The organism is Escherichia sp. XD33 (assembly GCF_019375075.1).
Classification (GTDB): domain Bacteria; phylum Pseudomonadota; class Gammaproteobacteria; order Enterobacterales; family Enterobacteriaceae; genus Enterobacter; species Enterobacter flexneri_A.
The window spans coordinates 63,328-85,666 of sequence record NZ_JAENDM010000008.1; the positions used below are offsets into that span (position 1 = coordinate 63,328).

Sequence of the window (22,339 nt, forward strand, 5' to 3'; positions counted from 1 at the left end):
GCCGTTCCTTAGTTCTGCACTTCTTGAGAGGTGAATTGTTGCTGGCAACGGCGTTTACCCTGAGCCAGCTGTTCCATAACGGTTTTCAGATTGTGCGTCGTGAGTGAGTAGTAGCGTTTAGCGATAATCGCGCTCAGCAAATAACAGATCGCCGGAACAATCGTGAATAGCGCAATAATGATGCTAATCGTGGCGCTGTTCTGCGCTTTTTCTGCCGCATCATATCCGCCATAAGCCAGCATCCAGCCGATAAGAGCGCCGCCGAAGGCCAACCCCAGTTTGAGCACAAACAGTGTGCCAGCAAAACTGATCCCGGTCAGGCGTTTACCATTGCACCACTCGCCGTAGTCGACGGTATCGGACATCATTACCCACTGGATAGGTGTCACCAGTTGATGCAACACACCAATCACGAAGATGAAGACAAACATAGTGATGCTGGCCTGCATGGGAACAAAGAACATCGCGAGGCTAATCACTGCCAGCAGGGCGTTCGTCCACCAGAAGATAGTGACTTTACATTTCCAGTCGGTCAGAGGTTTTGCCAGTGCGGAACCAATCAGGTTACCCACGCAATAAGTGGTGAGAAAAGCGACAAACACTTCCGGCGTGCCCAAAATCCATGTGACGTAATACATCATCGCCCCACCGCGTACGCACACCGCCAGGATATTGAAAATGGTTAGTAAACCGACAATCCGCCACTGGTCGTTTTGCCAGATATCACGTAAATCTTCCCGCATAGACGTTGTTGTAGGTGGTGCTTCAACGCGTTCTTTAGTGGTGAAGAAACAAAATGCCAGCATCATGAATGCCACCACGGAAAGGACCGCGATACCGCCCTGGAAACCGAGTGGTTTATTATCACCGCCAATTAAATTAACCAGTGGCATCATCAGAACAGTAGAAAGCATGCCTCCCGCGGTCGCCAGCACAAAACGCCAGGATTGCAGCGAGATACGCTGAGTCGGGTCATTGGTGATTACACCACCCAATGCGCAGTAAGGGATATTGACGACGGTATAAAGTAAGGTAAGTAGGGTGTAAGTAATTGCTGCATAGATCATTTTGCCGTTCATACTGAGATCTGGCGTGCTATAGGCCAGTACACAGACGATCCCGAATGGCAGTGCGCCAAACAGTACCCACGGACGAAATTTACCCCAGCGAGAGCGCGTTCGATCGGCCAACAACCCCATGCAAGGATCGGAAATCGCATCCAGTGCACGAGCGACCAAAAACATGGTTCCGACAAAACCGGCAGGAATGCCAAAAATATCGGTATAAAAGAACATCATATATAACATTACGTTATCGAAAATAATGTGGCTGGCGGCGTCTCCCATGCCATAACCAATTTTCTCTTTAACGGACAACACTTCACTCTTCATCTGCTTTTCCTCGATGCTATAGGGGTGCTGAGACCGATAACGCATTTTGTAAACCATCCCTGTGAGAGCGAATATTCCGATATCTGGTTATTAATTTATGATTCTTGTTTTATGTGATCGTGGTAGCGTTAATTCCGCTCATATATCATTGTAAAATATGGGTTTTATATGAACTATAATGCTTTCGTGATAATACGCTGCGTGTATTAGGCGGAAAAAACTGATCTGGGGGATGTAGAAACTCAAGGAAGTAGCTATAATGCGCCCCGCCTCCATGTAGCAATCGAGGCGCGGAAGATCGTCGTCTCCGGTGAGGCGGCTGGACTTCAAATCCAGTTGGGGCCGCCAGCGGTCCCGGGCAGGTTCGACTCCTGTGATCTTCCGCCAAAATGCCTCTCCTGACGTTCTCCAACCCCTTGTAATACTGTCAATCCAGATATTTTCTACTGCTCAATATTCAATCGGCTTCAGGAATACCTGGTCTAAGGTTTTGTGATGGACGATGAGCGGCTGAAGAATCCGCCTGTCGGTTCTTCTGTCCTCGAACGCATCCGCGATATTCACGCCAGTATGCGCCGTGTTTATTTGCAGGTGATTTGCCCCCCTGCTGACTCTCAGCCAACTGTATCGCCATTAAGGTGAAGATGTTGTTTTACTCGCCCCAGAACACCCTTTTTTATACGACTATTCTATTTCTTTAACCGCTGGCGAAAAAAACTGACTATAAACTTCACCAATAATCAGACTGCCATCAAGATTAATTTGTTCATTTAATATATCAAATCAACTTGTTTTATTTTTACTATCAAAAATAGCTCATTGCCTTACTATAATTAATATATAAATTCGGTAATTAATTCTTAACATGCTTTTACTAATAATCTCAATTGCTGGCCCTATAATATTGCGCTAGCATTGCTTTCTGGTTGTCTCAGCGATACTCAAAAATTCTTAATACAATACTCATTCGACTGGTACTTATTTGTAACTCAGTTATATTTTTTCGCCCGGTGATTCAGAAGAATGCAAAAAACGGCTACCACTCCATCAAAAATACTTGATCTCACTGCCGCGGCATTTTTACTTGTCGCCTTTCTGACGGGTATTGCGGGCGCTCTTCAGACTCCTACCCTAAGTATATTCCTCGCAGATGAACTGAAAGCCCGTCCTATAATGGTAGGTTTTTTCTTCACCGGTAGCGCTATTATGGGAATTCTGGTCAGTCAATTTCTGGCAAGGCACTCCGATAAACAAGGCGACCGTAAATTACTGATTCTGCTATGTTGCTTATTTGGAGTGCTGGCCTGCACGCTTTTTGCGTGGAATCGCAACTACTTCATTCTCCTCTCAACGGGCGTACTTCTGAGTAGTTTTGCTTCCACCGCAAACCCGCAAATGTTCGCCCTCGCCCGTGAACACGCCGACAGAACAGGCCGTGAGACGGTCATGTTCAGTACATTTTTACGTGCTCAGATCTCGCTTGCCTGGGTTATCGGGCCACCGCTCGCTTATGAACTGGCAATGGGATTTAGTTTTAAAGTGATGTATCTCACCGCTGCCATCGCATTTGTTGTTTGCGGACTGATAGTCTGGTTGTTTTTGCCATCAATACAAAGAAATATTCCTGTCGTTACCCAACCCGTAGAAATTTTACCCTCCACCCACAGGAAGCGGGATACGCGGCTACTTTTTGTGGTCTGTTCAATGATGTGGGCGGCGAATAATCTCTACATGATAAATATGCCGCTATTTATTATTGATGAACTGCATCTAACCGATAAACTGGCTGGGGAAATGATTGGTATCGCTGCCGGTCTGGAAATTCCGATGATGTTAATCACAGGCTATTACATGAAACGTATTGGCAAGCGACTATTAATGCTCATTGCTATCGTGAGTGGAATGTGTTTTTACGCCAGCGTACTCATGGCGACGACTCCGGCGGTTGAGCTGGAATTGCAAATTCTTAATGCCATCTTCCTTGGTATTCTCTGTGGTATCGGCATGCTTTATTTTCAGGACCTGATGCCTGAAAAAATAGGCTCTGCGACAACGTTATATGCAAATACTTCACGCGTCGGCTGGATTATCGCCGGCTCTGTTGACGGAATTATGGTTGAAATCTGGAGCTACCATGCGTTGTTCTGGCTGGCGATAGGGATGTTGGGTATTGCGATGATTTGCCTGCTGTTTATTAAAGATATTTAGCTCACCAGTCTGGGCTAAGAAAAATCGGCGTGGCGCAAACAGAGCCATCCTCGCCATTTTTGCTATCATGCCTGCATACATAAACGACAAAACAGTATGCAGAGGGAAAAATGGGTTCCACCAGAAAGGGGATGCTGAACGTTCTGATTGCCGCCGTGTTGTGGGGAAGTTCAGGGGTCTGCGCGCAATACATCATGGAGCAAAGCCAGATGTCGTCGCAGTTTTTGACTATGACGCGTTTGATATTCGCCGGTTTGATTCTACTGACGCTGTCATTTGTTCATGGCGATAAAATCTTTTCTATTATTAACAATCATAAAGATGCCATTAGCCTGCTGATTTTTTCCGTGGTTGGCGCGCTAACTGTACAGCTCACTTTTTTGCTAACCATCGAAAAATCGAACGCAGCCACGGCAACGGTGCTGCAATTCCTCTCACCGACGATTATCGTCGCCTGGTTCTCACTGGTGCGTAAATCGCGCCCGGGCATTCTGGTTTTCTGCGCTATTTTGACATCGCTGGTCGGGACTTTTTTATTGGTGACACACGGTAATCCGACGTCATTATCGATCTCTCCTGCCGCGTTGTTCTGGGGCATTGCCTCGGCATTTGCTGCTGCATTCTATACCACCTATCCCTCAACGCTAATTGCCCGCTATGGCACGTTGTCTGTCGTCGGCTGGAGTATGCTGATCGGCGGTCTGATTCTGTTGCCTTTTTATGCCAGACAAGGGACAAACTTTGTCGTTAACGGCAGTTTGATTTTGGCGTTTTTTTATTTGATCGTCATTGGTACGTCCCTGACATTTAGTCTGTACCTGAAAGGAGCACAATTAATTGGCGGTCCAAAAGCCAGCATTTTGAGCTGTGCAGAACCATTAAGTAGCGCGCTACTCTCTTTGCTGTTGCTGGGGATCACGTTCACATTACCGGACTGGCTGGGAACGCTGCTGATTCTGTCATCGGTAATTTTGATTTCAATGGATTCCCGTCGCCGCGCCAGAAAAATAAATCGTCCGGCGCGGGATGAGTGAGAATTACCAGCCAGGCACCGCGCCACCGTTAAAGATGGTTTCTGCCGCTTTAGCGACTTCGGATGATTGATAAGATTGCAGAAATTCCTTCACGTTTTCTGCATTCTTATTATCTTCCCGTGCCACCAAAATATTCACATACGGCGAATTTTTATCTTCAATAAATACGCTGTCGTGCACCGGAGAAAGCCCGGTCTGCTGAATGTAAGTGGTGCTGATAATCGCCACATCAACTTTGGGATCATCCAGTACGCGCGGGAGCTGCGCCCCCTCGAGTTCCATAATCTGCAAATGACGAGGATTATCGGTTATATCCAGCGCGATAGGTAATAACCCTTTTCCCTCTTTCAGAGTAATTAGCTTCTCTTTTTGCAACAGTAAAAGTGCGCGACCAAGGTTGGTCGGGTCGTTGGGGATCGCCACTGTCGCGCCTTCTTTTATTTGCGCCACGGTTTTGATTTTTTTGGAATAACCCGCCATAGGGAAGACAAACGTATTTCCCACCGCTACCAGTTTATAACCATGCGCCTGATTATCTTGTTCAAGAAAGGGTCGATGCTGGAAGACATTCGCATCAAGTTCGCCATGATTTGTCGCATCGTTCGGTAGCAACGAACCGCTAAATCCTACCAGTTCAACATCGAGGCCATATTTCTCTTTTGCCACCTTTTTAGCGACTTCCGCGACATCTTGTTCTGCGCCATTTATAACGCCAACTTTAATGTGTTTTGCATCGCTGCTACTCTGGTCGCAACCTGCCAGCAGAATTCCGGCCAGCAATAATGCGGCCCCTGTCCGTAGATGATGTGTTGTCAGTTTCATTTTTTTATCCTTTTATTAATGATTACCTGACTATAGCGGTAAGGTCGCTGCGGTTTAAAAAACGAAACGCTATCGATAAGAATAAAAAGGAATAAAAGTGGAATATAAAGTCTGGCACTTCTTACTGACCACGCAAGCGCGTTTCGTACAGCATGATGAGAGCGATGAAAGCAAACTACACTTATGCTTCATTCGATACACATTTGTAAAAGGTTGAATCCATGAAACCAACGACACTACTGCTTATTTTCACTTTTTTCGCTATGCCAGGCATCGTATACGCCGAGTCGCCTTTTAGCTCACTGCAGTCCGCAAAAGAGAAAACCACGGTATTACAAGATTTACGTAAAATTTGCACGCCACAGGCGTCATTATCAGATGAAGCGTGGGAAAAGTTAATGTTGTCAGATGAAAACAATAAACAACATATACGCGAGGCCATCGTGGCGATGGAACGTAATAATCAGAGCAATTATTGGGAAGCGTTGGGTAAGGTAGAATGCCCGGATATGTAAGAACAGCAACAACTACTGACCAACGCTTCTTTACCTGATATCAGGATTTCTTCATTTTCACCTTTGCAGTAACCAACAATGCAGTCAGCAACATCAATGTGCCGGACAACATCAACGGCGAAGTCAGACCAATATTATCCAGCGCATAACCGCCGATTGCCGCGCCACAGGTATTAGCAAGCTGAATAACCGCCACCTGAATAGACCCGGCTTTTTCTGCCTGATCGGCCAGCGAGCGGGTGATCCACGTTGACCAGCCGACGGGAACCAATGCAAAAGTTAGCCCCCAGATAATCGCCACGCCGGTAGCAACGATTTTATCGCTTCCCCACAACGTCAGTACCAACGCACTCACAGCCAGTATTAACGGCGCGCCTGCTAAGGCCAGTTTTACCGAACGTTTAAGAATGAACGACGAAAGCGACGTACCAATAAAGCTGGCGATACCAAAACTCAACAGCACCAGCGTTAAGCCATCCACGCCGAATCCCGCCAGGTTCATATACACCGGGCGAATATACGTGAAGAAAGCAAACTGCCCGGCGAAAGACATGAAGATGGCGATCATCCCTGCCATCACACCCGGACGTTGTAATAAGCGGAAAGTATTTTGTTTCTGATGCGAGGGTTCGCCTGGCAGTGAAGGCAATGATTTGATAATCCAGAAAATACACAGCACGCCCATCACCGCCGCCGCATTAAAGACATTGCCCAACCGATAAGCTCGCCTAAAAAACTGCCCAACGGCGCGGCAATCACCAGCGCAATAGAAACCGCGCCGAAGATCACCGACAGCGCCTTCGGCACCGTACGCGGCGGCACCAGACGCATGGTCAGCGACGCCGACATCGCCCAGAACCCGCCCAGCGCCAGCCCCAGACAGGCACGACCGATTAAAAGCAAACTGAATGAGTTAGCAAAGGAAACCAGCAAGCAGGAGAGCGTCAGCAAAACGGCAAACAAAATAACAACGTAGCGGCGGTCAGTAGCCTGAATTGTCTGGGTAATAAACAAACTGGCAAACATTGCCACAAAGGCGGTCACGGTCACCGATTGCCCGGCAACCCCTTCCGAAATGCCTAAATCCTGGGCCATTGGCGTCAACAAACTGACGGGCAAAAACTCAACGATAATCAGACAGGCGACACAAAACGCCACCGAGAAAACGGCTGACCAGTTCGGTCGGGTGATGGCATCCGCGCCGCGGTTTTCGGCAATAAATTCACTCATGGTGTTACCCGTGGCATGTTTCAGGGGAAAAGCCGACCACTTTAACATTGAAATGTGTGACGCATTTAACGTTTTTGCAACTTTTACGGTGTTGCTTGAGCTGGAGTTAAGATCGAAACGGAACAGGGCAAAGATTACCGGATGCGGCGTGAACGTCTTATCCACCCGACAGGTCAGGCGCGGTCTGTAGGCTGATAAGACGAAACGGTTTCAATGCAACCAGTGAACGCCCTCGGCAGGCTGAAAGAACGCGTTATAGCGCATCTGAAAAGCATTAATATCCTGCATTTCAGGTTCGGTTTCGCGCAGAAAACCTAGCGCCAGCCTGACCTGAGCGTCGGTAATCGGCGCGGCGAGGCGAGCTTTTTGTAAAATCCGATGCCATTGCAGCAGGTTCTGTTCGCTACCATCGACAATGACAATTTGCCAGATGAGCAACACCTGCGCGGCGTTTTGCAGGTGCGACTCATCCGGACGATGCAAATAACGTAAAAATTCGTCACCAGCTGACTTTCCCATTTGATCGACCATCGACTCCACGGGTACGACATCGATGTTCAGCCGATCGCTGAGACGGCGAATCGCTTTTCTGGCCCCGGATGTCAGCACCCGAAAACCAACCACAAACACTACCGCCAGCGTGGCGAGCATTATCCAGATCATGAGTTCTCCTGCGTAATCAGAACTCATGATATCTGGAAACCCTCGCCAGTTACTAATCCACCAGAATAATCTTCAGTGCAAACAGAGCTGCGACCACCACCACACACAGGTTCAGATCGCGCCAGCGCCCGGTGCATACTTTCATGATGCAGTACGACATAAAGCCGAGTGCAATCCCTTCGGTGATCGAGAAAGTAAAGGGCATCATCACCGTGGTAATAAACGCAGGCACCGATTCGGTAAAATCATCCCAGTTAACGCGCGCCAGGCTCGAAGTCATCAGCACGCCAACAAAGATTAACGCTCCGGCGGTTGCGTAAGGAGGAACTATCGCCACCAGCGGTGAGAAGAACATAACCAACAGGAACATAACGCCAACCACAACCGCAGTCAGCCCCGTGCGGCCACCGACTGCCACACCAGAAGTACTTTCAATATAGGCAGTAACAGACGAGGTGCCGATAAACGCACCCGCCACCGAACTGACGCTATCAACATACAGCGCCTTATTCATATTGGGGAATTTACCGTTACCATCTATTAAGCCCGCTTTATCAGTTACACCAATTAATGTTCCTGATGAATCAAATAGGTTGATCAGCATAAAGGAGAAAATGATACCGGCGAGTTCAAGTGTTAACGCGCCGCTCAAATCTACTTCACCAATGACGCCGCTAATATCAGGCGGAATGGAATAGACGCCGCTAAAATGAACATCACCGAAAAATAATCCACAGCAAGACGTCACCACAATAGAAACCAGCACCGCGGCATGAAAATGACGTGATGACAACACGGTTATAATAAAAAACCCTAAAATACCTAACAACACGCCGTGAGAACTTAAATCGCCAATCATCACCAGCGTGTCTTTATTGGCGACAATAACGCCAGTATTTTTTAATCCCATTAAGGCGATAAATAATCCAATTCCGCTGGTGATACCAATACGTAAACTTAAGGGAATGTTGGAGATCATCCAGTACCGGATACGAAACAGCGTGAGCAAAAATAGTCCAACTGCGCCCCAGAATATTGCGCCCATCCCGGTCTGCCAGGAGATGCCCATCGCCCCCACGACCACGAAGGCAAAGAAGGCGTTCAGCCCCATTGCCGGAGCCAGCGCCACGGGTAAGTTAGCAAATATCCCCATCGCAATACTGCCGATACCGGCAATCAAACAGGTGGTAACAAACACCACTTTCGGGTCCATTTGTGCCGCGCCGAGGATTTGCGGGTTCACAAAAACGATGTACACCATGGTTAAAAAAGTGGTCATCCCCGCAATCAATTCTGTGCGGACGGTGGTCCCATGCTGAGGTAGTTTAAATAATCGCGAAAGCGTCCCTGATTCATTACTCACGTAATCGGTATTGTCATTATTCATTTTTTTGTCCATTGGAGGAGATTTAATCCCTTGCTTTTGTAAAACAAATGACAACAACGGTTCAGTGATAATTATCACATTTCAATTGCACATTAATGGATATTCTTTAATAATCTCGCGACGTTTCTTTATGATAAATAATAATCAAATTGATAAAATCAAAATGAGAAAAATATGAATAATTCTATTAACCATAAATTTCATCACATTAGCCGGGCTGAATACCAGGAATTGTTAGCCGTTTCCCGTGGCGACGCTGTTGCCGATTATATTATTGATAATGTCTCTATTCTCGACCTGATCAATGGCGGAGAAATTTCCGGCCCAATTGTGATTAAAGGACGTTACATTGCCGGTGTTGGCGCAGAATACGCTGATGCTCCGGCTTTGCAGCGGATTGATGCTCGCGGCGCAACGGCGGTGCCAGGGTTTATTGATGCTCACCTGCATATTGAATCCAGCATGATGACGCCGGTCACTTTTGAAACCGCTACCCTGCCGCGCGGCCTGACGACCGTTATTTGCGACCCTCATGAAATCGTCAACGTGATGGGAGAAGCCGGATTCGCCTGGTTTGCCCGCTGTGCCGAACAGGCAAGGCAAAACCAGTACTTACAGGTCAGCTCTTGCGTACCCGCCCTGGAAGGCTGCGATGTTAACGGTGCCAGTTTTACCCTTGAACAGATGCTCGCCTGGCGGGACCATCCGCAGGTTACCGGCCTTGCAGAAATGATGGACTACCCTGGCGTAATTAGCGGGCAGAATGCGCTGCTCGATAAACTGGATGCATTTCGCCACCTGACGCTGGACGGTCACTGCCCAGGTTTGGGTGGTAAAGAACTTAACGCCTATATTACTGCGGGTATTGAAAACTGCCACGAAAGTTATCAGCTGGAAGAAGGACGCCGGAAATTACAACTCGGCATGTCGTTGATGATCCGCGAAGGGTCCGCTGCCCGCAATCTCAACGCGCTGGCACCGTTGATCAACGAATTTAACAGCCCGCAATGCATGCTCTGTACCGATGACCGTAACCCGTGGGAGATCGCCCATGAAGGACACATCGATGCCTTAATTCGCCGCCTGATCGAACAACACAATGTGCCGCTGCATGTGGCATATCGCGTCGCCAGCTGGTCGACGGCGCGCCACTTTGGTCTGAATCACCTCGGCTTACTGGCACCCGGCAAGCAGGCCGATATCGTCCTGTTGAGCGATGCGCGTAAGGTCACGGTGCAGCAGGTACTGGTGAAAGGCGAGCCGATTGATGCGCAAACCTTACAGGCGGAAGAGTCGGCGAGACTGGCACAATCCGCTCCGCCATATGGCAACACCATTGCCCGCCAGCCAGTTTCCGCCAGCGACTTTGCCCTGCAATTTACGCCCGGAAAACGCTATCGGGTCATTGACGTCATCCATAACGAATTGATTACGCACTCCCACTCCAGCGTCTACAGCGAAAATGGTTTTGATCGCGATGATGTGAGCTTTATTGCCGTACTTGAGCGTTACGGGCAACGGCTGGCTCCGGCTTGTGGTTTGCTCGGCGGCTTTGGCCTGAATGAAGGCGCGCTGGCTGCGACAGTCAGCCATGACAGCCATAATATTGTGGTGATCGGTCGCAGTGCCGAAGAGATGGCGCTGGCGGTCAATCAGGTGATTCAGGATGGCGGCGGGCTGTGCGTGGTACGTAACGGCCAGGTACAAAGTCATCTGCCGTTACCCATTGCCGGGCTGATGAGCACCGACACGGCGCAGTCGCTGGCGGAACAAATTGACGCCTTGAAAGCCGCCGCCCGTGAATGCGGTCCGTTACCCGATGAGCCGTTTATTCAGATGGCGTTTCTTTCTCTGCCAGTGATCCCCGCGCTAAAACTAACCAGTCAGGGGCTATTTGATGGCGAGAAGTTTGCCTTCACTACGCTGGAAGTCACGGAATAATAAAAAAAGCCCGGCGTCATGCCGGGCAAAAGTCACCAGTTACGTTTATGCCACTGTCAACTGCTGAATTTTTTTCTCGCGGCGGATTTTGCGTTCTTCCATTACCGCCACTATCGCCATCAGGCAGATACAACCAATCGCGGCGATATCCAGCGCGGCGAAGGTGCCTGCCCAGCCGGTAAGGCCGAATACCGGCGTCCCATCGGCAATCATTCCCAGACCTAACTTGGCAAAGCTGTCACCAATCAGGTAAGCAAAGGTGCCTTTAATACCATCGGCAGCGCCAATCGCTTTTTTAGGTACAAAGCCAACAGCAGCCACACCAATCAACAATTGCGGGCCAAAGACCAGGAAACCCAACGCAAAGAGAGAAGCCAGATAGATATATTCGTTACTGGCATGTTGATACACACCGAGCGTGGCGATAATCAGCGCCAGCGCGATGCAGGCCACCAGGCCACGGCGACCGTTCGCCAGGTCAGAGAGCCAGCCCCACAGCAGCGTACCGGCCAGCGCACCAGCTTCAAACAGCGTAAAGCCCTGAATCGCCACCGCTTTAGAGAGTTTCAGTTCCTGGAACGCGTATACGGTTGACCACTGGTCGATACCAATACGTACCACATAGAGGAAAATGTTGGCGAAGCACAGCAGCCAGATCACTTTGTTTTTCAGCACATACTCAACAAAGATCTGCCACTTGGTCATATCGGTAGATTCTGTCTCTTTGTCCTCTTCGCTGATCTCCTCGCCGAACAGTTCTTCAGCTTTGCCGAGGCCATAAGATTCCGGGGAGTCGCTGCCGTAACGCAGGCCGATAAAACCGACAATCAGCGCGATAATCGACGGGAAGATAAACATGCCGATGACATGGCCATCGAACAGGTAATTTGCCCCGAACAGCGCCACACCTGCTGCGCCTGCACCGCCAAGGTTGTGAGAAATATTCCAGAAACCGAGGAATGTCCCGCGTTTACGACGCGGCGTCCATTTGGTGATGGTGGAGTAACTGCACGAACCGCCGGTACTCTGGAAAAAGCCGCTTAAGGCGTAGAAGGCAATCATCAGGAACAGGCTAACCGAGCCGCTGCCCATACTGGCACTGAAGCCCAGCATACAAATAGCAGAGAGGATCAGCATGAACGGCAGGAATTGTTTGGTGTTTTTGCCGTCGGCGTAGTAGGAAACCAGCGTTTTACCCACGCCATAAGTGATGGAGAAACCCAGGCCGATCATCCCCAGCTGCGTCATGCTCAACCCGTAGGTCGAAATCATATCGTTCTGCGCGATGTTAAAGTTCTTGCGAATCAGGTACATCGTCAGGTAGCCGATAAAGACCACCAGGTAGGATTGCATGAACGGTTTGAACCACATTTTGCGCCGCACTTCGAGCGGAAGGTCCAGGGTCGGCTTGCGAACCTGGTTTAAGAAAGCCAGCATGGGTTACTCCTGAAATGAATACCTGCGTGAGGCATGCATTGTAAAAATCAGCAGCAAATCAGGCCTGAGATAGCGTCCAGGCAAAACCTGGAAAATTTCTTAGTTTTGCCGGATATGAAGTGAAAAGGTGAGATGCATCACGCTTCGCGCGGTGTCTGGGCGTTCAAAAAGGGCAGTAACAGCAGTGCGGAAATCCCGGCGGCGATAGAGATAACCACAAAAAATCCGCTCCAGTGCCAGGTATCGAGTACTTTCGCCAGCGGCCAACCAGCAAGCGACGCCCCCAGATAAGCAAACAAGCCGACAAACCCCGTCGCCGCCCCTGCCGCCTCTTTGTGGGAACACTCTGCCGCCGCCATACCGATTAACATCTGTGGGCCAAAGACAAAAAAACCAATGGTGAAGAAGCAGGTTGCCTGCATCACGTAGCTGGCAAATGGCATCAGCCACAGGGAGCCGACTGAAAGCAAAATTCCGGCGGCGAAAATCAAATTCATCGGCCCTCGGTTGCCGTTAAACAATTTGTCCGAGCCCCAACCCGCTACCAGCGCACCGATAAATCCACCCAGTTCAAACATCGTCACTGCCGTATTCGCCGTGACCAGATCGACGCCCAGCGTCTCGGACATATACAAATTGCCCCAGTCGTTGATCGCCGCCCGGACCACATAGACCAGCACATAGCAAAACGAAAGCAGCCAGATATACGGATTCAGCAACACATATTTGGTGAGGATCTCTTTACGCGTCAGCCCTGCCCCTTCTTGTTGTTGAGCTATCTCCAGCGCGTCGTGTCGCCATTCACCGACCGCCGGTAAACCTAACGCCTGCGGGCGATCGCGCAGCCGCCAGCAGAGAAAAATTCCCACGACGATCGCCATACAACCAGCAATCATCATCCCGGCACGCCAGCCGTAATGTAGTGCAGCCGCTGCCATCACAATGGGAATGAGTGCGCCGCCGACGTTATGCGCCGTGTTCCATAATGCCCACCAACCGCCGCGCTCGGTACGAGAATACCAGGCGGTTAACAGACGCGCACACACCGGTGAACCCCAGCCCTGGAAAAAGGCGTTCAGCACCCAGAGTACGGCAAACGCCCATAGCGACGTCGAGAAGCCAAACAGAATGTTGATAATGCCCGTGGCGATAAGCCCTATCCCCATAAAATAACGGGCATTTGAGCGATCGCTGACAATGCCGGAGACAAACTTCGACACGCCATAGGTAATGTAAAACAGGGTCGCTAACAGGCCGATATCGCTACGGCTGAGCACGCCGTTAGCAAGGATTTCTGGTACGGCGGCGTTAAAACTTTTCCGCGTGAAGTAAAACAGCGCGTAACCCAGCCAGATGGTCAGCAGAATATGCCGACGCCAGTAGCGATAGCGGGCATCAATTTCATATTTATCAGTCATTAATGGCGCATCGGCAGGCGCTTTCAGAAACGGCAACATCATCAAACCTTAGACATAGCGTTGAGGTAGAGAAACGCTGACACGCGTGCCGTGCAGACAGGAAATGTGTAATGTGCCACCCAGCGCCGTTACGCGCTCGCGCATTCCGGTGAGGCCAAAACCTTGTTGCCCGGAACCCGGCGGCAAACCGCTGCCATCGTCTTCAATAACCAGCATCAACCGTTCATCCTGCTGCCAGCCTTGCAGGGTGACCGCGCTGGCATCAGCATGTTTCACAATGTTGTTCAGCCCTTCCTGGCAGACACGAAACAGCGTCACGCGCTGGTTTTCGCTTAACGCTGATTCATCGATTCGCCATTCGAGATGGCTGACAATACCGCGCCCTTCCAGCTCCATTTCCCGCATCAGTGAGCGGATGGCCTGCTCCAGGGTGAGATCATCCAACTGGCGCGGACGTAACCGACCCAACAAACGGCGCACCGCGTCGTAAACGCCCAGCGATAGTTGTTCGATGAGCTGCCCGCTCTGCTTCACGCTGGCGTTATCTGCCGCCAGCCGCTGAACAATGCCCGCCTGAGTACGAATAGCAGTGATGGTCTGACCGATATCATCATGCAGCTCACGCGCCACATCACGGCGCACGCTCTCTTCGGTTTCCAGCAACCGTTCAGCCAGATGCTGATTGCGCGCCAGTTCCTTTTGCAGCGACTGGTTAAGTTCACGCAACCGCTGGATGCCAGCGCCAAGCAACAACCCTGTCAGACTTTGCACCAGCAGCGAGAGCAATAAATCCACCGGATGATCGCGCCAGGTTTGACTGGCGATCAGCGCGATGGCGTTCATCAACGTCGCAATCAGCGCCCCTTGCCAACCATAGTGCCAGGCCAGCGCGATAATCGGCAGCGCCAGACAGAATGGCGTAAAGCGCGACAGTTCGTCCGGCAATCCCAACTGGAGCCAGAGACTGATAACAAACAGCAGCAAGTACCAGACCAGATGTCGCCCGCGCCAGTTGATTGGCTGAGAAACCAGTGACGGGCCGAGCGGCAGCCAGGTGTTATTGGCGAGATAGTGCCAGAACACCAGACATATCGGGGCCAGCGTCAGGCCGCCAGTTAAAGTCAGCAACAGCGCATTCCACGACTCTTTGCCGTGCCAAAGCCAGGGCAGCGACTGCAACAACGCCGCCGCCGTTAACGCCGCCCCCTGTAACAGCAAGGTGCGCCAGTCACGCTGATGGCGATAGCGCGAGATCAGCGCTACGGGCAGTAACGTCAGTAAACTACCGATCATCAATAACGGAAAATGGGTTAAACCGACCGCCTGCGTTAGCCAGTAAATCAGCAGCCACTCCGCGCCCAGCAGCACCGGCCAGTATCCGCGCGGGCATTGCAGCATTAGCCCCAGACGCAGACCAAACGGAAATAACAGCACCGCCATATCAGGGCGCTCAACCAGATGCAGGCTGATACTCCACAGGCAAAACCATGCGGCAGAGAAGATAAAAAAGCAGGCAATAACGGTAATTAAGCGGGAGAACAACGTCTTCATCACCAGCCATCAAACATGCGGCGCGCCAGCTCTACGTCGTTACTGACGCCCAGTTTTTCCATCAGATTGGCGCGATGGACGTGTACCGTTTTCGGTGACAAGCCCAGTTCGGCGGCAATCTCTTTCACCGCCATTCCTTGCGCCAGTTTTTCCGCCACCTGGCGTTCACGTTTGGTTAGCGGGTCCTGACGACCGGATGCCAGTTTAATGGCAATATCCGGCGTCAGATAACAGCCGCCCGTGGCAACCGTATGCACCGCAGCAATGAGTTCATCCGGGCTACAGCGTTTGGAAAGAAAGCCGCGTGCCCCCGCGTTAAGCGCCTGCTCAACCAGCGCAGGACTGTCGTGAACGGAGAGCATAATCGTCGCCATACCTTTCGGCAGCTGGCTTAGCAGCTCCAGACCGGAGATATCGGGCATGGAGATATCGCAAATACACACCTGCACACCGCGCCCCGGCAGCCCCGCCAGCGCCTCGCGCCCCGAACCAAACTCGGCAACTACCTGCAAATCAGGTTCCAGCCCCAGCAGCTGCGCAAAGCCGGAGCGGACGATGAGGTGATCGTCTATAAGGGCAACGGTGATCATGGTCTTGTCCTGGCGGGTAAAAAAAACGCGCTTACCTTAACGATAAGCGCGATGTTGTTCAAGCCTTGAGCGGTTACTGAAAAAACACCGCGATCTTGTTAAACATCGTCGGATCGGACTGATTACGCTGCACTTTCACGACATCTTCCAGCTTATCGATTTGGCTTATCATCTGCTCCAGACGCTGGTCGTCATTGACCAGTAGCCAGATATGGCTTTTGTCGCTGTCCTGAATCGGCAGACAAAGAATGCCTTCAACGTTAAAAGCGCGGCGGGCAAAAAGGCCACAAACGTGGGTCATTACGCCCGGATGGTTGCGAACGGTGAGCTCCAGAATTACGTTGTCATGAGTTGTGTTTTGCATGGCTTATTCCCCCACCATTTCAGTATTCGCCGCACCTGGCGGCACCATCGGGTAAACTTTTTCTTCGGCATCAATGCGCACATGGATCAGCGCCGGGCCAGGGCGATTGATGATTTCCTGCAATGAAGCCTGCGGATCGGCTTCGTTATTCAAATCACAGGTTTCGAGGCCGAATCCGGCGGCAATCTGCATAAAGTTGATTTTGCCCGGATAGGTGGCGGCAAAAACGCCTTGCTCGTAGAACAGACTCTGTTGCTGATGCACCAGCCCCAGCGCTTCGTTGTTCATCAGAATGATTTTGACATCCAGCTGATTTTCACTGGCGGTCGCCATCTCCTGAATATTCATCATCAGGCTGCCGTCGCCGGAGAAACACAACACTTTGCGATCCGGGTTCGCCAGCGCAGCGCCAATCGCCGCAGGCAGGCCAAAACCCATCGTGCCCAGCCCACCGGAGGTCAGCCACTGGCGTGGGCGATTGAGCGGATAAGCTTGCGCGGTCCACATCTGATGCTGACCAACGTCGGTGGTGATAATTGCATTGTCATCGACACAGGCGGCAACGGCGTTGATCAGGCCGTAATGGCTTAACGGATCGCACGCTTTCGGGATTGGACACGGAAACTCACGCTGCAAATCCGCTACCAACTGGTGCCACTCTGCACGCGGTTGCGCTTCCACCAGCGGGATCAACTGCGCCAGCACGTCATCAACATCCGCCTGAATCGCCACATGCGGCTGCTTGATTTTACCCAGCTCTGCACGGTCGATATCGACATGAATGATTTTGGCATTCGGACAGAACTGCTCGGTTTTGCCAATCGCCCGGTCATCAAAACGCGCACCGAGCACAATCAGTAAATCCGCCTCCTGCAAGATATAGTTAGTGCTGCGCACGCCGTGCATCCCCAGCATACCCAGCGACAACGGATGCGCTTTTGGCAGCATGCCCAGCGCCATTAAAGTCATGGTGGTAGGCAGTTGCGCTTTCTCCGCCAGTTCACGCACCCGCGCAGGCGCATTGATCACACCACCACCCAGATAAAGCACCGGGCGTTTGGCAGCGTTAATCATTGTAGCTGCGTCACGAATGCTTTCTTCGCTAAAGGCGGGTGCAGCGGCTTTTTCTGCCACCGCGGGCTGAGCTTCAATCTCAAAAACCGCCGTTTGCACATCCTTAGGAATGTCTATCCACACCGGGCCTGGGCGGCCTGATTGCGCAATGCGGAAGGCATCGCTCATGACCTGCGGGAGTTCTTCGATATGTCTGACCAGATAGTTGTGTTTGGTGATGGGGATAGAGATGCCGTAGGTGTCGACTTCCTGGAAGGCGTCGGTGCCGATCATCGAGGCGGGAACCTGACCAGTGATGCAAATCAGCGGGATGGAGTCCAGCCGCGCATCGGCAATGGCGGTCACCAGGTTAGTCGCACCCGGTCCGCTACAGGCCATACAGACCGCCGGTTTACCGTCGGTGCGCGCCATTCCCTGAGCGATAAATCCCGCGCCCTGTTCATGGCGAGCCAGAATATGGCGGATTTGCGTACTTTGGCTTAAGGCATCGTAAACAGGCAGGATAGAACCGCCCGGAATGCCCGTCACAATCTTAATGCCCTGCTGTTCCAGGAAATGAACGATAAATTCTGCGCCGGTAAAGCGCTTACGCGTCGATGTTGTGCCCGAACTTGCCATGCTCCAGTCCTTTTCTTCTGGGCCGACTTTCCGGGAGGTGCTTAAACGAAAAACCCCGCCCGGTTTGCGCCGGCGGGGTTTTGGAATCGTGTGTTGTTCCAGTCCCTACGGCGCATTGCCGACGACCACCACCACACGCACGACGACCACTGCGGCGGATGGCGCAGTTGGTAGTAGTTTTGCGTTGAACATGGAAGTAGTCATTGGGGACCTTGTTGGTTTTGTGTTTAACAATATTTATACAAGCACAGCTTTACAGGGGAGACAATGGAAAATTTTTCAGCAAGGGAAAATTGAGGGGTTGATCACGTTTTGTACTGAATTGCAGATAACAAAAAACCCCGCCGGAGCGAGGTTTCGTCAGTCGCCTGCGGCTGGTAACCGCAAAGCACACTGTATTATGTCAACACTGAAAGTATACGTGTTCCGCGCAGAACGCGCAATTTCGGCACGAATTTTGACGTATTTAGTGCATAGTTGAGTATCGATCACAGTTTGCGTTTTGTCCAAACATTACTGTTTATTTATACAGTAAACTTCTATAATATCACTGTACGCAATGTGTTATGCGGGGGCCGCATCGTTACCCGGCGCACTAAGTCCTGGCTGAAACGGGTGGTGCCGTCAGCGCCTTAACCCCGCGTGAGCACACTGTGTTATGTCAACAAGCACAACGTTTCTCCTTGAGATACCGCGTGCACAACAGCTGGCAACAGGCAGCGGAAAGGTACGTCAGCTGGCAGTGCTCCTGAACCACAGGAGACGCGTATGAGCCTGGTGGATATCGCCATTCTTATCCTCAAACTCATTGTTGCAGCACTGCAACTGCTTGATGCTGTTCTGAAATACCTGAAGTAATTCAGATTCAAGTCGCACCAAAGGGGAGCGGGAAACCGCTCCCCTTTTATATTTAGCGTGCGGGTTGGTGTCGGATGCGATGCTGACGCATCTTATCCGCCCTACCATCTCTCCCGGCAACATTTATTGCCGCTTTTGTTTACATATTCTGCCGCTAAACAATTCCCCATTCCTGGCGTATATCTGGCTAACATTCATCAATGTGATAGATTCCTCTCCCGCATTTATGGGAATGCGTAGTGACTTATTCTAATTATTTTTATAAAAGCATCCGTGATAATGAAAAGGCAAAGAAACGTCAATTTGTTATTGATGTTGGTATTACTCGTGGCCGTCGGTCAGATGGCGCAAACCATTTATATTCCAGCTATTGCCGATATGGCGCGCGATCTCAACGTCCGTGAAGGGGCGGTGCAGAGCGTAATGGGCGCTTATCTGCTGACTTACGGTGTCTCACAGCTGTTTTATGGCCCGATTTCCGACCGCGTGGGCCGCCGACCGGTGATCCTCGTCGGAATGTCCATTTTTATGCTGGCAACGCTGGTCGCGGTCACGACCTCCAGTTTGACGGTGTTGATTGCCGCCAGCGCGATGCAGGGGATGGGCACCGGCGTTGGCGGCGTAATGGCGCGTACTTTACCGCGAGATTTATATGAACGGACACAGTTGCGCCATGCTAACAGCCTGTTAAACATGGGGATTCTCGTCAGTCCGTTGCTCGCACCGCTAATCGGCGGTCTGCTGGATACGATGTGGAACTGGCGCGCCTGTTATCTCTTTTTGTTGGTTCTTTGTGCTGGTGTGACCTTCAGTATGGCCCGCTGGATGCCGGAAACGCGTCCGGTCGATGCACCGCGCACGCGCCTGCTTACCAGTTATAAAACGCTTTTCGGTAACAGCGGTTTTAACTGTTATTTGCTGATGCTGATTGGCGGTCTGGCCGGGATTGCCGCCTTTGAAGCCTGCTCCGGCGTGCTGATGGGCGCGGTGTTAGGGCTGAGCAGTATGACGGTCAGTATTTTGTTTATTCTGCCGATTCCGGCAGCGTTTTTTGGCGCATGGTTTGCCGGACGTCCCAATAAACGCTTCTCCACGTTAATGTGGCAGTCGGTTATCTGCTGCCTGCTGGCTGGCTTGCTGATGTGGATCCCCGACTGGTTTGGCGTGATGAATGTCTGGACGCTGCTCGTTCCCGCCGCGCTGTTCTTTTTCGGTGCCGGGATGCTGTTTCCGCTGGCGACCAGCGGCGCGATGGAGCCGTTCCCCTTCCTGGCGGGCACGGCTGGCGCGCTGGTCGGCGGTCTGCAAAACATTGGTTCCGGCGTGCTGGCGTCGCTCTCTGCGATGTTGCCGCAAACCGGTCAGGGCAGCCTGGGGTTGTTGATGACCTTAATGGGATTGTTGATCGTGCTGTGCTGGCTGCCGCTGGCGACGCGGATGTCGCATCAGGGGCAGCCCGTTTAAGCGCACGTCACCGCAGCATCGTCATCAGCTCCATGGGAGAACGATGCTGCTTTATCAGATCACGCATCACCCGCATATGCGGTGCGGAGTAAGAATAAAACGCCTGATAGCCCGCACAAAGCACGCTGTCTGGCGTCTCCTGCCGAGCGTGCGGGCACAGGCGATGCCAGTCGCACGCCTGGCAGTCACAGCGCGGTTGCGGGTTTTCGCTGCCACACCATTTTTGTAAGGTGGCGTCAAAAAGCTCAATCGAGATACGACTGATATCTGCCCGCACCCAACACTCGAACAGGGCAATTAAAAATTTCCCCCACAGCTCTGCTGTCACCGAAGCGGCCGTCAGATCGCCCCGGTCATCAAATTCAAGATAGGGAATGAGCTGTACGGAGCGGATGCCCCGCTGTTTGAAATTGTGATAAAAATCGGCAGGTTGCAGAGCATCCTTGTACTCTACAACCAGTTTATGCCTGTCCTCTTCAGCATCAATGACCTGACTTCCTGTCATGCGACTCTCTCAATAAATACGATAAGTTGATGTATATGCGTTACAGCAAACAGTATTGCGAGAGATAACACCGCGAGGGAGATCAAAAATTTGTCACGGACTACGTGAAATTGGGAAAAATCGCTATTCGTGACATCCATTAAATTGCGATTACGGGTGTAGTGCCAGAGGATCAGCGCCACGATGGCGAGAATGCCAATCGAAATCCAGAATAACATGCCCGCCTGGTGCCAGTTGTGTTTGATAGCCAACGCCATCAACGCGCCGTAGCCCAGCATGGTACGAAACCACGCCAGTGATGTGCGCTCCGGCTGCAGTCCTGGGTCGGCAATGCGTCTGGCTTTGCGGCTATCCGGCATACAACACCAGTCCCATAACGATCACCGCCACGACCATCAATATTAAGCTAATGATTAATAAGCTGTTGGTGTAGGGCAGGTCCTCTTTCAGACGCATCGCTTTTTCATTGCGTAACCAGCGCAAGTAGCCATACATCGCTAACCCGCCGGAAAACAGACACAACAACAACGCCAGCAGTTCGCGAATGAAGGGCGTAGCGAAATCTGGCGCAAGTTGATCAAGCCCAACCCCCGCCGCCAGAAATCCTAGTGCAGTACGGATCCACGCCAGAAAAGTACGCTCATTAGCCAGCGAGAAGCGGTAATCAGGCGCTTCTCCGAGGCGGGAAATTTTCATTGTTGCTCCTTTGCAATTTCACTAACGCTCTACCTTTAGCGGTTTTTTTAAGAATTTCGTCCGCCCGTTTCCTGATATGCTTTTGCCATCCGCTACAAGGAGGTCAGATGGGTATCATAGCTCAAAATAAAATCAGTTCATTGGGCATGCTGTTCGGTGCCATCGCTTTAATGATGGGGATTATCCACTTTTCATTCGGCCCTTTCTCCGCACCACCGCCAACGTTTGAAAGCATCGTGGCGGACAAAACGGCTGAAATTAAAAGAGGTCTTCTCGCCGGAATAAAAGGCGAAAAAATTACCACCGTGGAGAAAAAAGAGGACGTAGATGTCGATAAAATCCTCAATCAAAGCGGTATCGCACTGGCCATTGCTGCGCTACTTTGCGCATTTATTGGCGGTATGCGTAAGGAAAATCGCTGGGGCATTCGCGGCGCGCTGGTTTTTGGCGGCGGGACGCTGGCTTTCCATACCTTGCTTTTTGGTATCGGCATCGTGTGCAGCATTTTGCTGATATTCCTTATCTTTTCCTTCCTGACCGGCGGTTCACTGGTTTAAGCAGCCTGAATAATGC

22 protein-coding genes, 1 tRNA gene and 2 pseudogenes are annotated in these 22,339 nt (G+C 51.2%); 9 read left to right on the forward strand and 16 right to left on the reverse strand.

Annotated elements, in window-relative coordinates; genetic code table 11:
- Positions 1-8: 8 nt before the first annotated feature.
- Positions 9-1,391: a glycoside-pentoside-hexuronide family transporter gene (locus K0778_RS07260; protein ID WP_000834439.1), complete on the reverse strand. Its 1,383-nt coding sequence runs from the start codon at positions 1,389-1,391 to the stop codon at positions 9-11.
- A 292-nt stretch (positions 1,392-1,683) separates the two neighbouring features.
- Here K0778_RS07260 and K0778_RS07265 point away from each other — a divergent pair.
- From K0778_RS07265 to K0778_RS07275, 4 genes and pseudogenes are all read left to right on the forward strand, one after another.
- A tRNA-Sec gene (locus K0778_RS07265) sits at positions 1,684-1,778 on the forward strand.
- A gap of 78 nt (positions 1,779-1,856) precedes the next feature.
- Positions 1,857-2,018: pseudogene (gene rhuM / locus K0778_RS27650) on the forward strand (RhuM family protein); the annotation flags it as partial.
- 396 nt (positions 2,019-2,414) lie between these two features.
- Positions 2,415-3,599 (forward strand): sugar efflux transporter, encoded by a 1,185-nt coding sequence (locus tag K0778_RS07270; protein WP_063084831.1) that lies wholly within the window; start codon positions 2,415-2,417, stop codon positions 3,597-3,599.
- A gap of 110 nt (positions 3,600-3,709) precedes the next feature.
- Positions 3,710-4,633 carry a carboxylate/amino acid/amine transporter gene (locus tag K0778_RS07275; RefSeq protein ID WP_000535963.1) on the forward strand — a complete coding sequence of 308 codons (924 nt, stop codon included), beginning with the start codon at positions 3,710-3,712 and terminating at the stop codon, positions 4,631-4,633.
- 3 nt (positions 4,634-4,636) lie between these two features.
- On the opposite strand, the gene nlpA is transcribed toward K0778_RS07275, so the two are convergent.
- Positions 4,637-5,455 (reverse strand): lipoprotein NlpA, encoded by an 819-nt coding sequence (nlpA, locus tag K0778_RS07280; protein ID WP_001618963.1) that lies wholly within the window; start codon positions 5,453-5,455, stop codon positions 4,637-4,639.
- Between the two features lie 221 nt (positions 5,456-5,676).
- On the opposite strand from nlpA, the gene yicS reads away from it, so the two are divergent.
- The gene (yicS, locus tag K0778_RS07285) at positions 5,677-5,970 is read left to right on the forward strand and encodes a protein YicS (RefSeq protein ID WP_000805509.1); all 294 of its coding nucleotides are present in this window, start codon (positions 5,677-5,679) and stop codon (positions 5,968-5,970) included.
- Positions 5,971-6,010: 40 nt separating this feature from the next.
- Here yicS and nepI read toward each other — a convergent pair.
- The 3 genes and pseudogenes from nepI to adeQ all read right to left on the reverse strand — a co-directional run bounded on the left by nepI (position 6,011) and on the right by adeQ (position 9,250).
- Positions 6,011-7,200, reverse strand: a pseudogene (gene nepI, locus K0778_RS07290) (purine ribonucleoside efflux pump NepI).
- A 210-nt stretch (positions 7,201-7,410) separates the two neighbouring features.
- A complete protein-coding gene (locus K0778_RS07295) occupies positions 7,411-7,863 on the reverse strand; it encodes a DUF1198 domain-containing protein (protein ID WP_001295241.1) in 453 nt (150 codons plus the stop codon).
- 52 nt (positions 7,864-7,915) lie between these two features.
- Positions 7,916-9,250: an adenine permease AdeQ gene (adeQ, locus tag K0778_RS07300; protein WP_001403836.1), complete on the reverse strand. Its 1,335-nt coding sequence runs from the start codon at positions 9,248-9,250 to the stop codon at positions 7,916-7,918.
- A 174-nt stretch (positions 9,251-9,424) separates the two neighbouring features.
- On the opposite strand from adeQ, the gene adeD reads away from it, so the two are divergent.
- Positions 9,425-11,191 carry an adenine deaminase gene (gene adeD / locus K0778_RS07305; RefSeq protein ID WP_001065695.1) on the forward strand — a complete coding sequence of 589 codons (1,767 nt, stop codon included), beginning with the start codon at positions 9,425-9,427 and terminating at the stop codon, positions 11,189-11,191.
- Positions 11,192-11,236: 45 nt separating this feature from the next.
- On the opposite strand, the gene uhpT is transcribed toward adeD, so the two are convergent.
- From uhpT to ivbL, 7 genes are all read right to left on the reverse strand, one after another.
- Complete coding sequence (gene uhpT, locus K0778_RS07310) at positions 11,237-12,628, reverse strand: hexose-6-phosphate:phosphate antiporter (protein WP_063084832.1); 1,392 nt, start codon at positions 12,626-12,628, stop codon at positions 11,237-11,239.
- A 137-nt stretch (positions 12,629-12,765) separates the two neighbouring features.
- A complete protein-coding gene (gene uhpC, locus K0778_RS07315) occupies positions 12,766-14,085 on the reverse strand; it encodes an MFS transporter family glucose-6-phosphate receptor UhpC (RefSeq protein WP_000936566.1) in 1,320 nt (439 codons plus the stop codon).
- Positions 14,086-14,094: 9 nt separating this feature from the next.
- The gene (uhpB, locus tag K0778_RS07320) at positions 14,095-15,597 is read right to left on the reverse strand and encodes a signal transduction histidine-protein kinase/phosphatase UhpB (protein ID WP_001295243.1); all 1,503 of its coding nucleotides are present in this window, start codon (positions 15,595-15,597) and stop codon (positions 14,095-14,097) included.
- Positions 15,597-16,187: a transcriptional regulator UhpA gene (gene uhpA, locus K0778_RS07325; RefSeq protein ID WP_000633668.1), complete on the reverse strand. Its 591-nt coding sequence runs from the start codon at positions 16,185-16,187 to the stop codon at positions 15,597-15,599. Before uhpA ends, uhpB begins: the two co-directional genes overlap by 1 nt.
- A gap of 73 nt (positions 16,188-16,260) precedes the next feature.
- A complete protein-coding gene (ilvN, locus tag K0778_RS07330) occupies positions 16,261-16,551 on the reverse strand; it encodes an acetolactate synthase small subunit (protein WP_001181706.1) in 291 nt (96 codons plus the stop codon).
- Positions 16,552-16,554: 3 nt separating this feature from the next.
- A complete protein-coding gene (gene ilvB, locus K0778_RS07335) occupies positions 16,555-18,243 on the reverse strand; it encodes an acetolactate synthase large subunit (protein WP_061348785.1) in 1,689 nt (562 codons plus the stop codon).
- Positions 18,244-18,348: 105 nt separating this feature from the next.
- Positions 18,349-18,447, reverse strand: a complete 99-nt coding sequence (gene ivbL, locus K0778_RS07340; protein WP_001312198.1) for an ilvB operon leader peptide IvbL — start codon at positions 18,445-18,447, stop codon at positions 18,349-18,351.
- A gap of 564 nt (positions 18,448-19,011) precedes the next feature.
- Between ivbL and tisB the strand changes: the two genes are divergently transcribed.
- Positions 19,012-19,101, forward strand: coding sequence for a type I toxin-antitoxin system toxin TisB (tisB, locus tag K0778_RS07345; protein ID WP_000060506.1), 90 nt, complete (start codon positions 19,012-19,014; stop codon positions 19,099-19,101).
- Between the two features lie 123 nt (positions 19,102-19,224).
- Here the strand turns inward: tisB and ysdE are convergent, their stop codons facing one another.
- Positions 19,225-19,299: a protein YsdE gene (ysdE, locus tag K0778_RS07350; protein WP_211180519.1), complete on the reverse strand. Its 75-nt coding sequence runs from the start codon at positions 19,297-19,299 to the stop codon at positions 19,225-19,227.
- Positions 19,300-19,380: 81 nt separating this feature from the next.
- Here ysdE and emrD point away from each other — a divergent pair, with 81 nt between their 5' ends.
- Positions 19,381-20,565 carry a multidrug efflux MFS transporter EmrD gene (gene emrD / locus K0778_RS07355; protein WP_000828746.1) on the forward strand — a complete coding sequence of 395 codons (1,185 nt, stop codon included), beginning with the start codon at positions 19,381-19,383 and terminating at the stop codon, positions 20,563-20,565.
- Between the two features lie 7 nt (positions 20,566-20,572).
- Here the strand turns inward: emrD and K0778_RS07360 are convergent, their stop codons facing one another.
- From K0778_RS07360 to K0778_RS07370, 3 genes are read right to left on the reverse strand one after another with little or no spacing between them, the layout of a single operon-like run.
- A complete protein-coding gene (locus K0778_RS07360) occupies positions 20,573-21,070 on the reverse strand; it encodes a radical SAM protein (RefSeq protein ID WP_000148061.1) in 498 nt (165 codons plus the stop codon).
- Positions 21,067-21,429 carry a DUF202 domain-containing protein gene (locus K0778_RS07365; RefSeq protein WP_001113432.1) on the reverse strand — a complete coding sequence of 121 codons (363 nt, stop codon included), beginning with the start codon at positions 21,427-21,429 and terminating at the stop codon, positions 21,067-21,069. The genes K0778_RS07360 and K0778_RS07365 overlap by 4 nt, the downstream gene beginning before the upstream one ends.
- Positions 21,419-21,766 carry a YidH family protein gene (locus tag K0778_RS07370; RefSeq protein WP_063084833.1) on the reverse strand — a complete coding sequence of 116 codons (348 nt, stop codon included), beginning with the start codon at positions 21,764-21,766 and terminating at the stop codon, positions 21,419-21,421. Before K0778_RS07370 ends, K0778_RS07365 begins: the two co-directional genes overlap by 11 nt.
- Before the next feature lie 107 nt (positions 21,767-21,873).
- On the opposite strand from K0778_RS07370, the gene yidI reads away from it, so the two are divergent.
- Positions 21,874-22,323: a protein YidI gene (gene yidI / locus K0778_RS07375; protein WP_000511289.1), complete on the forward strand. Its 450-nt coding sequence runs from the start codon at positions 21,874-21,876 to the stop codon at positions 22,321-22,323.
- Positions 22,324-22,339: the final 16 nt, after the last annotated feature.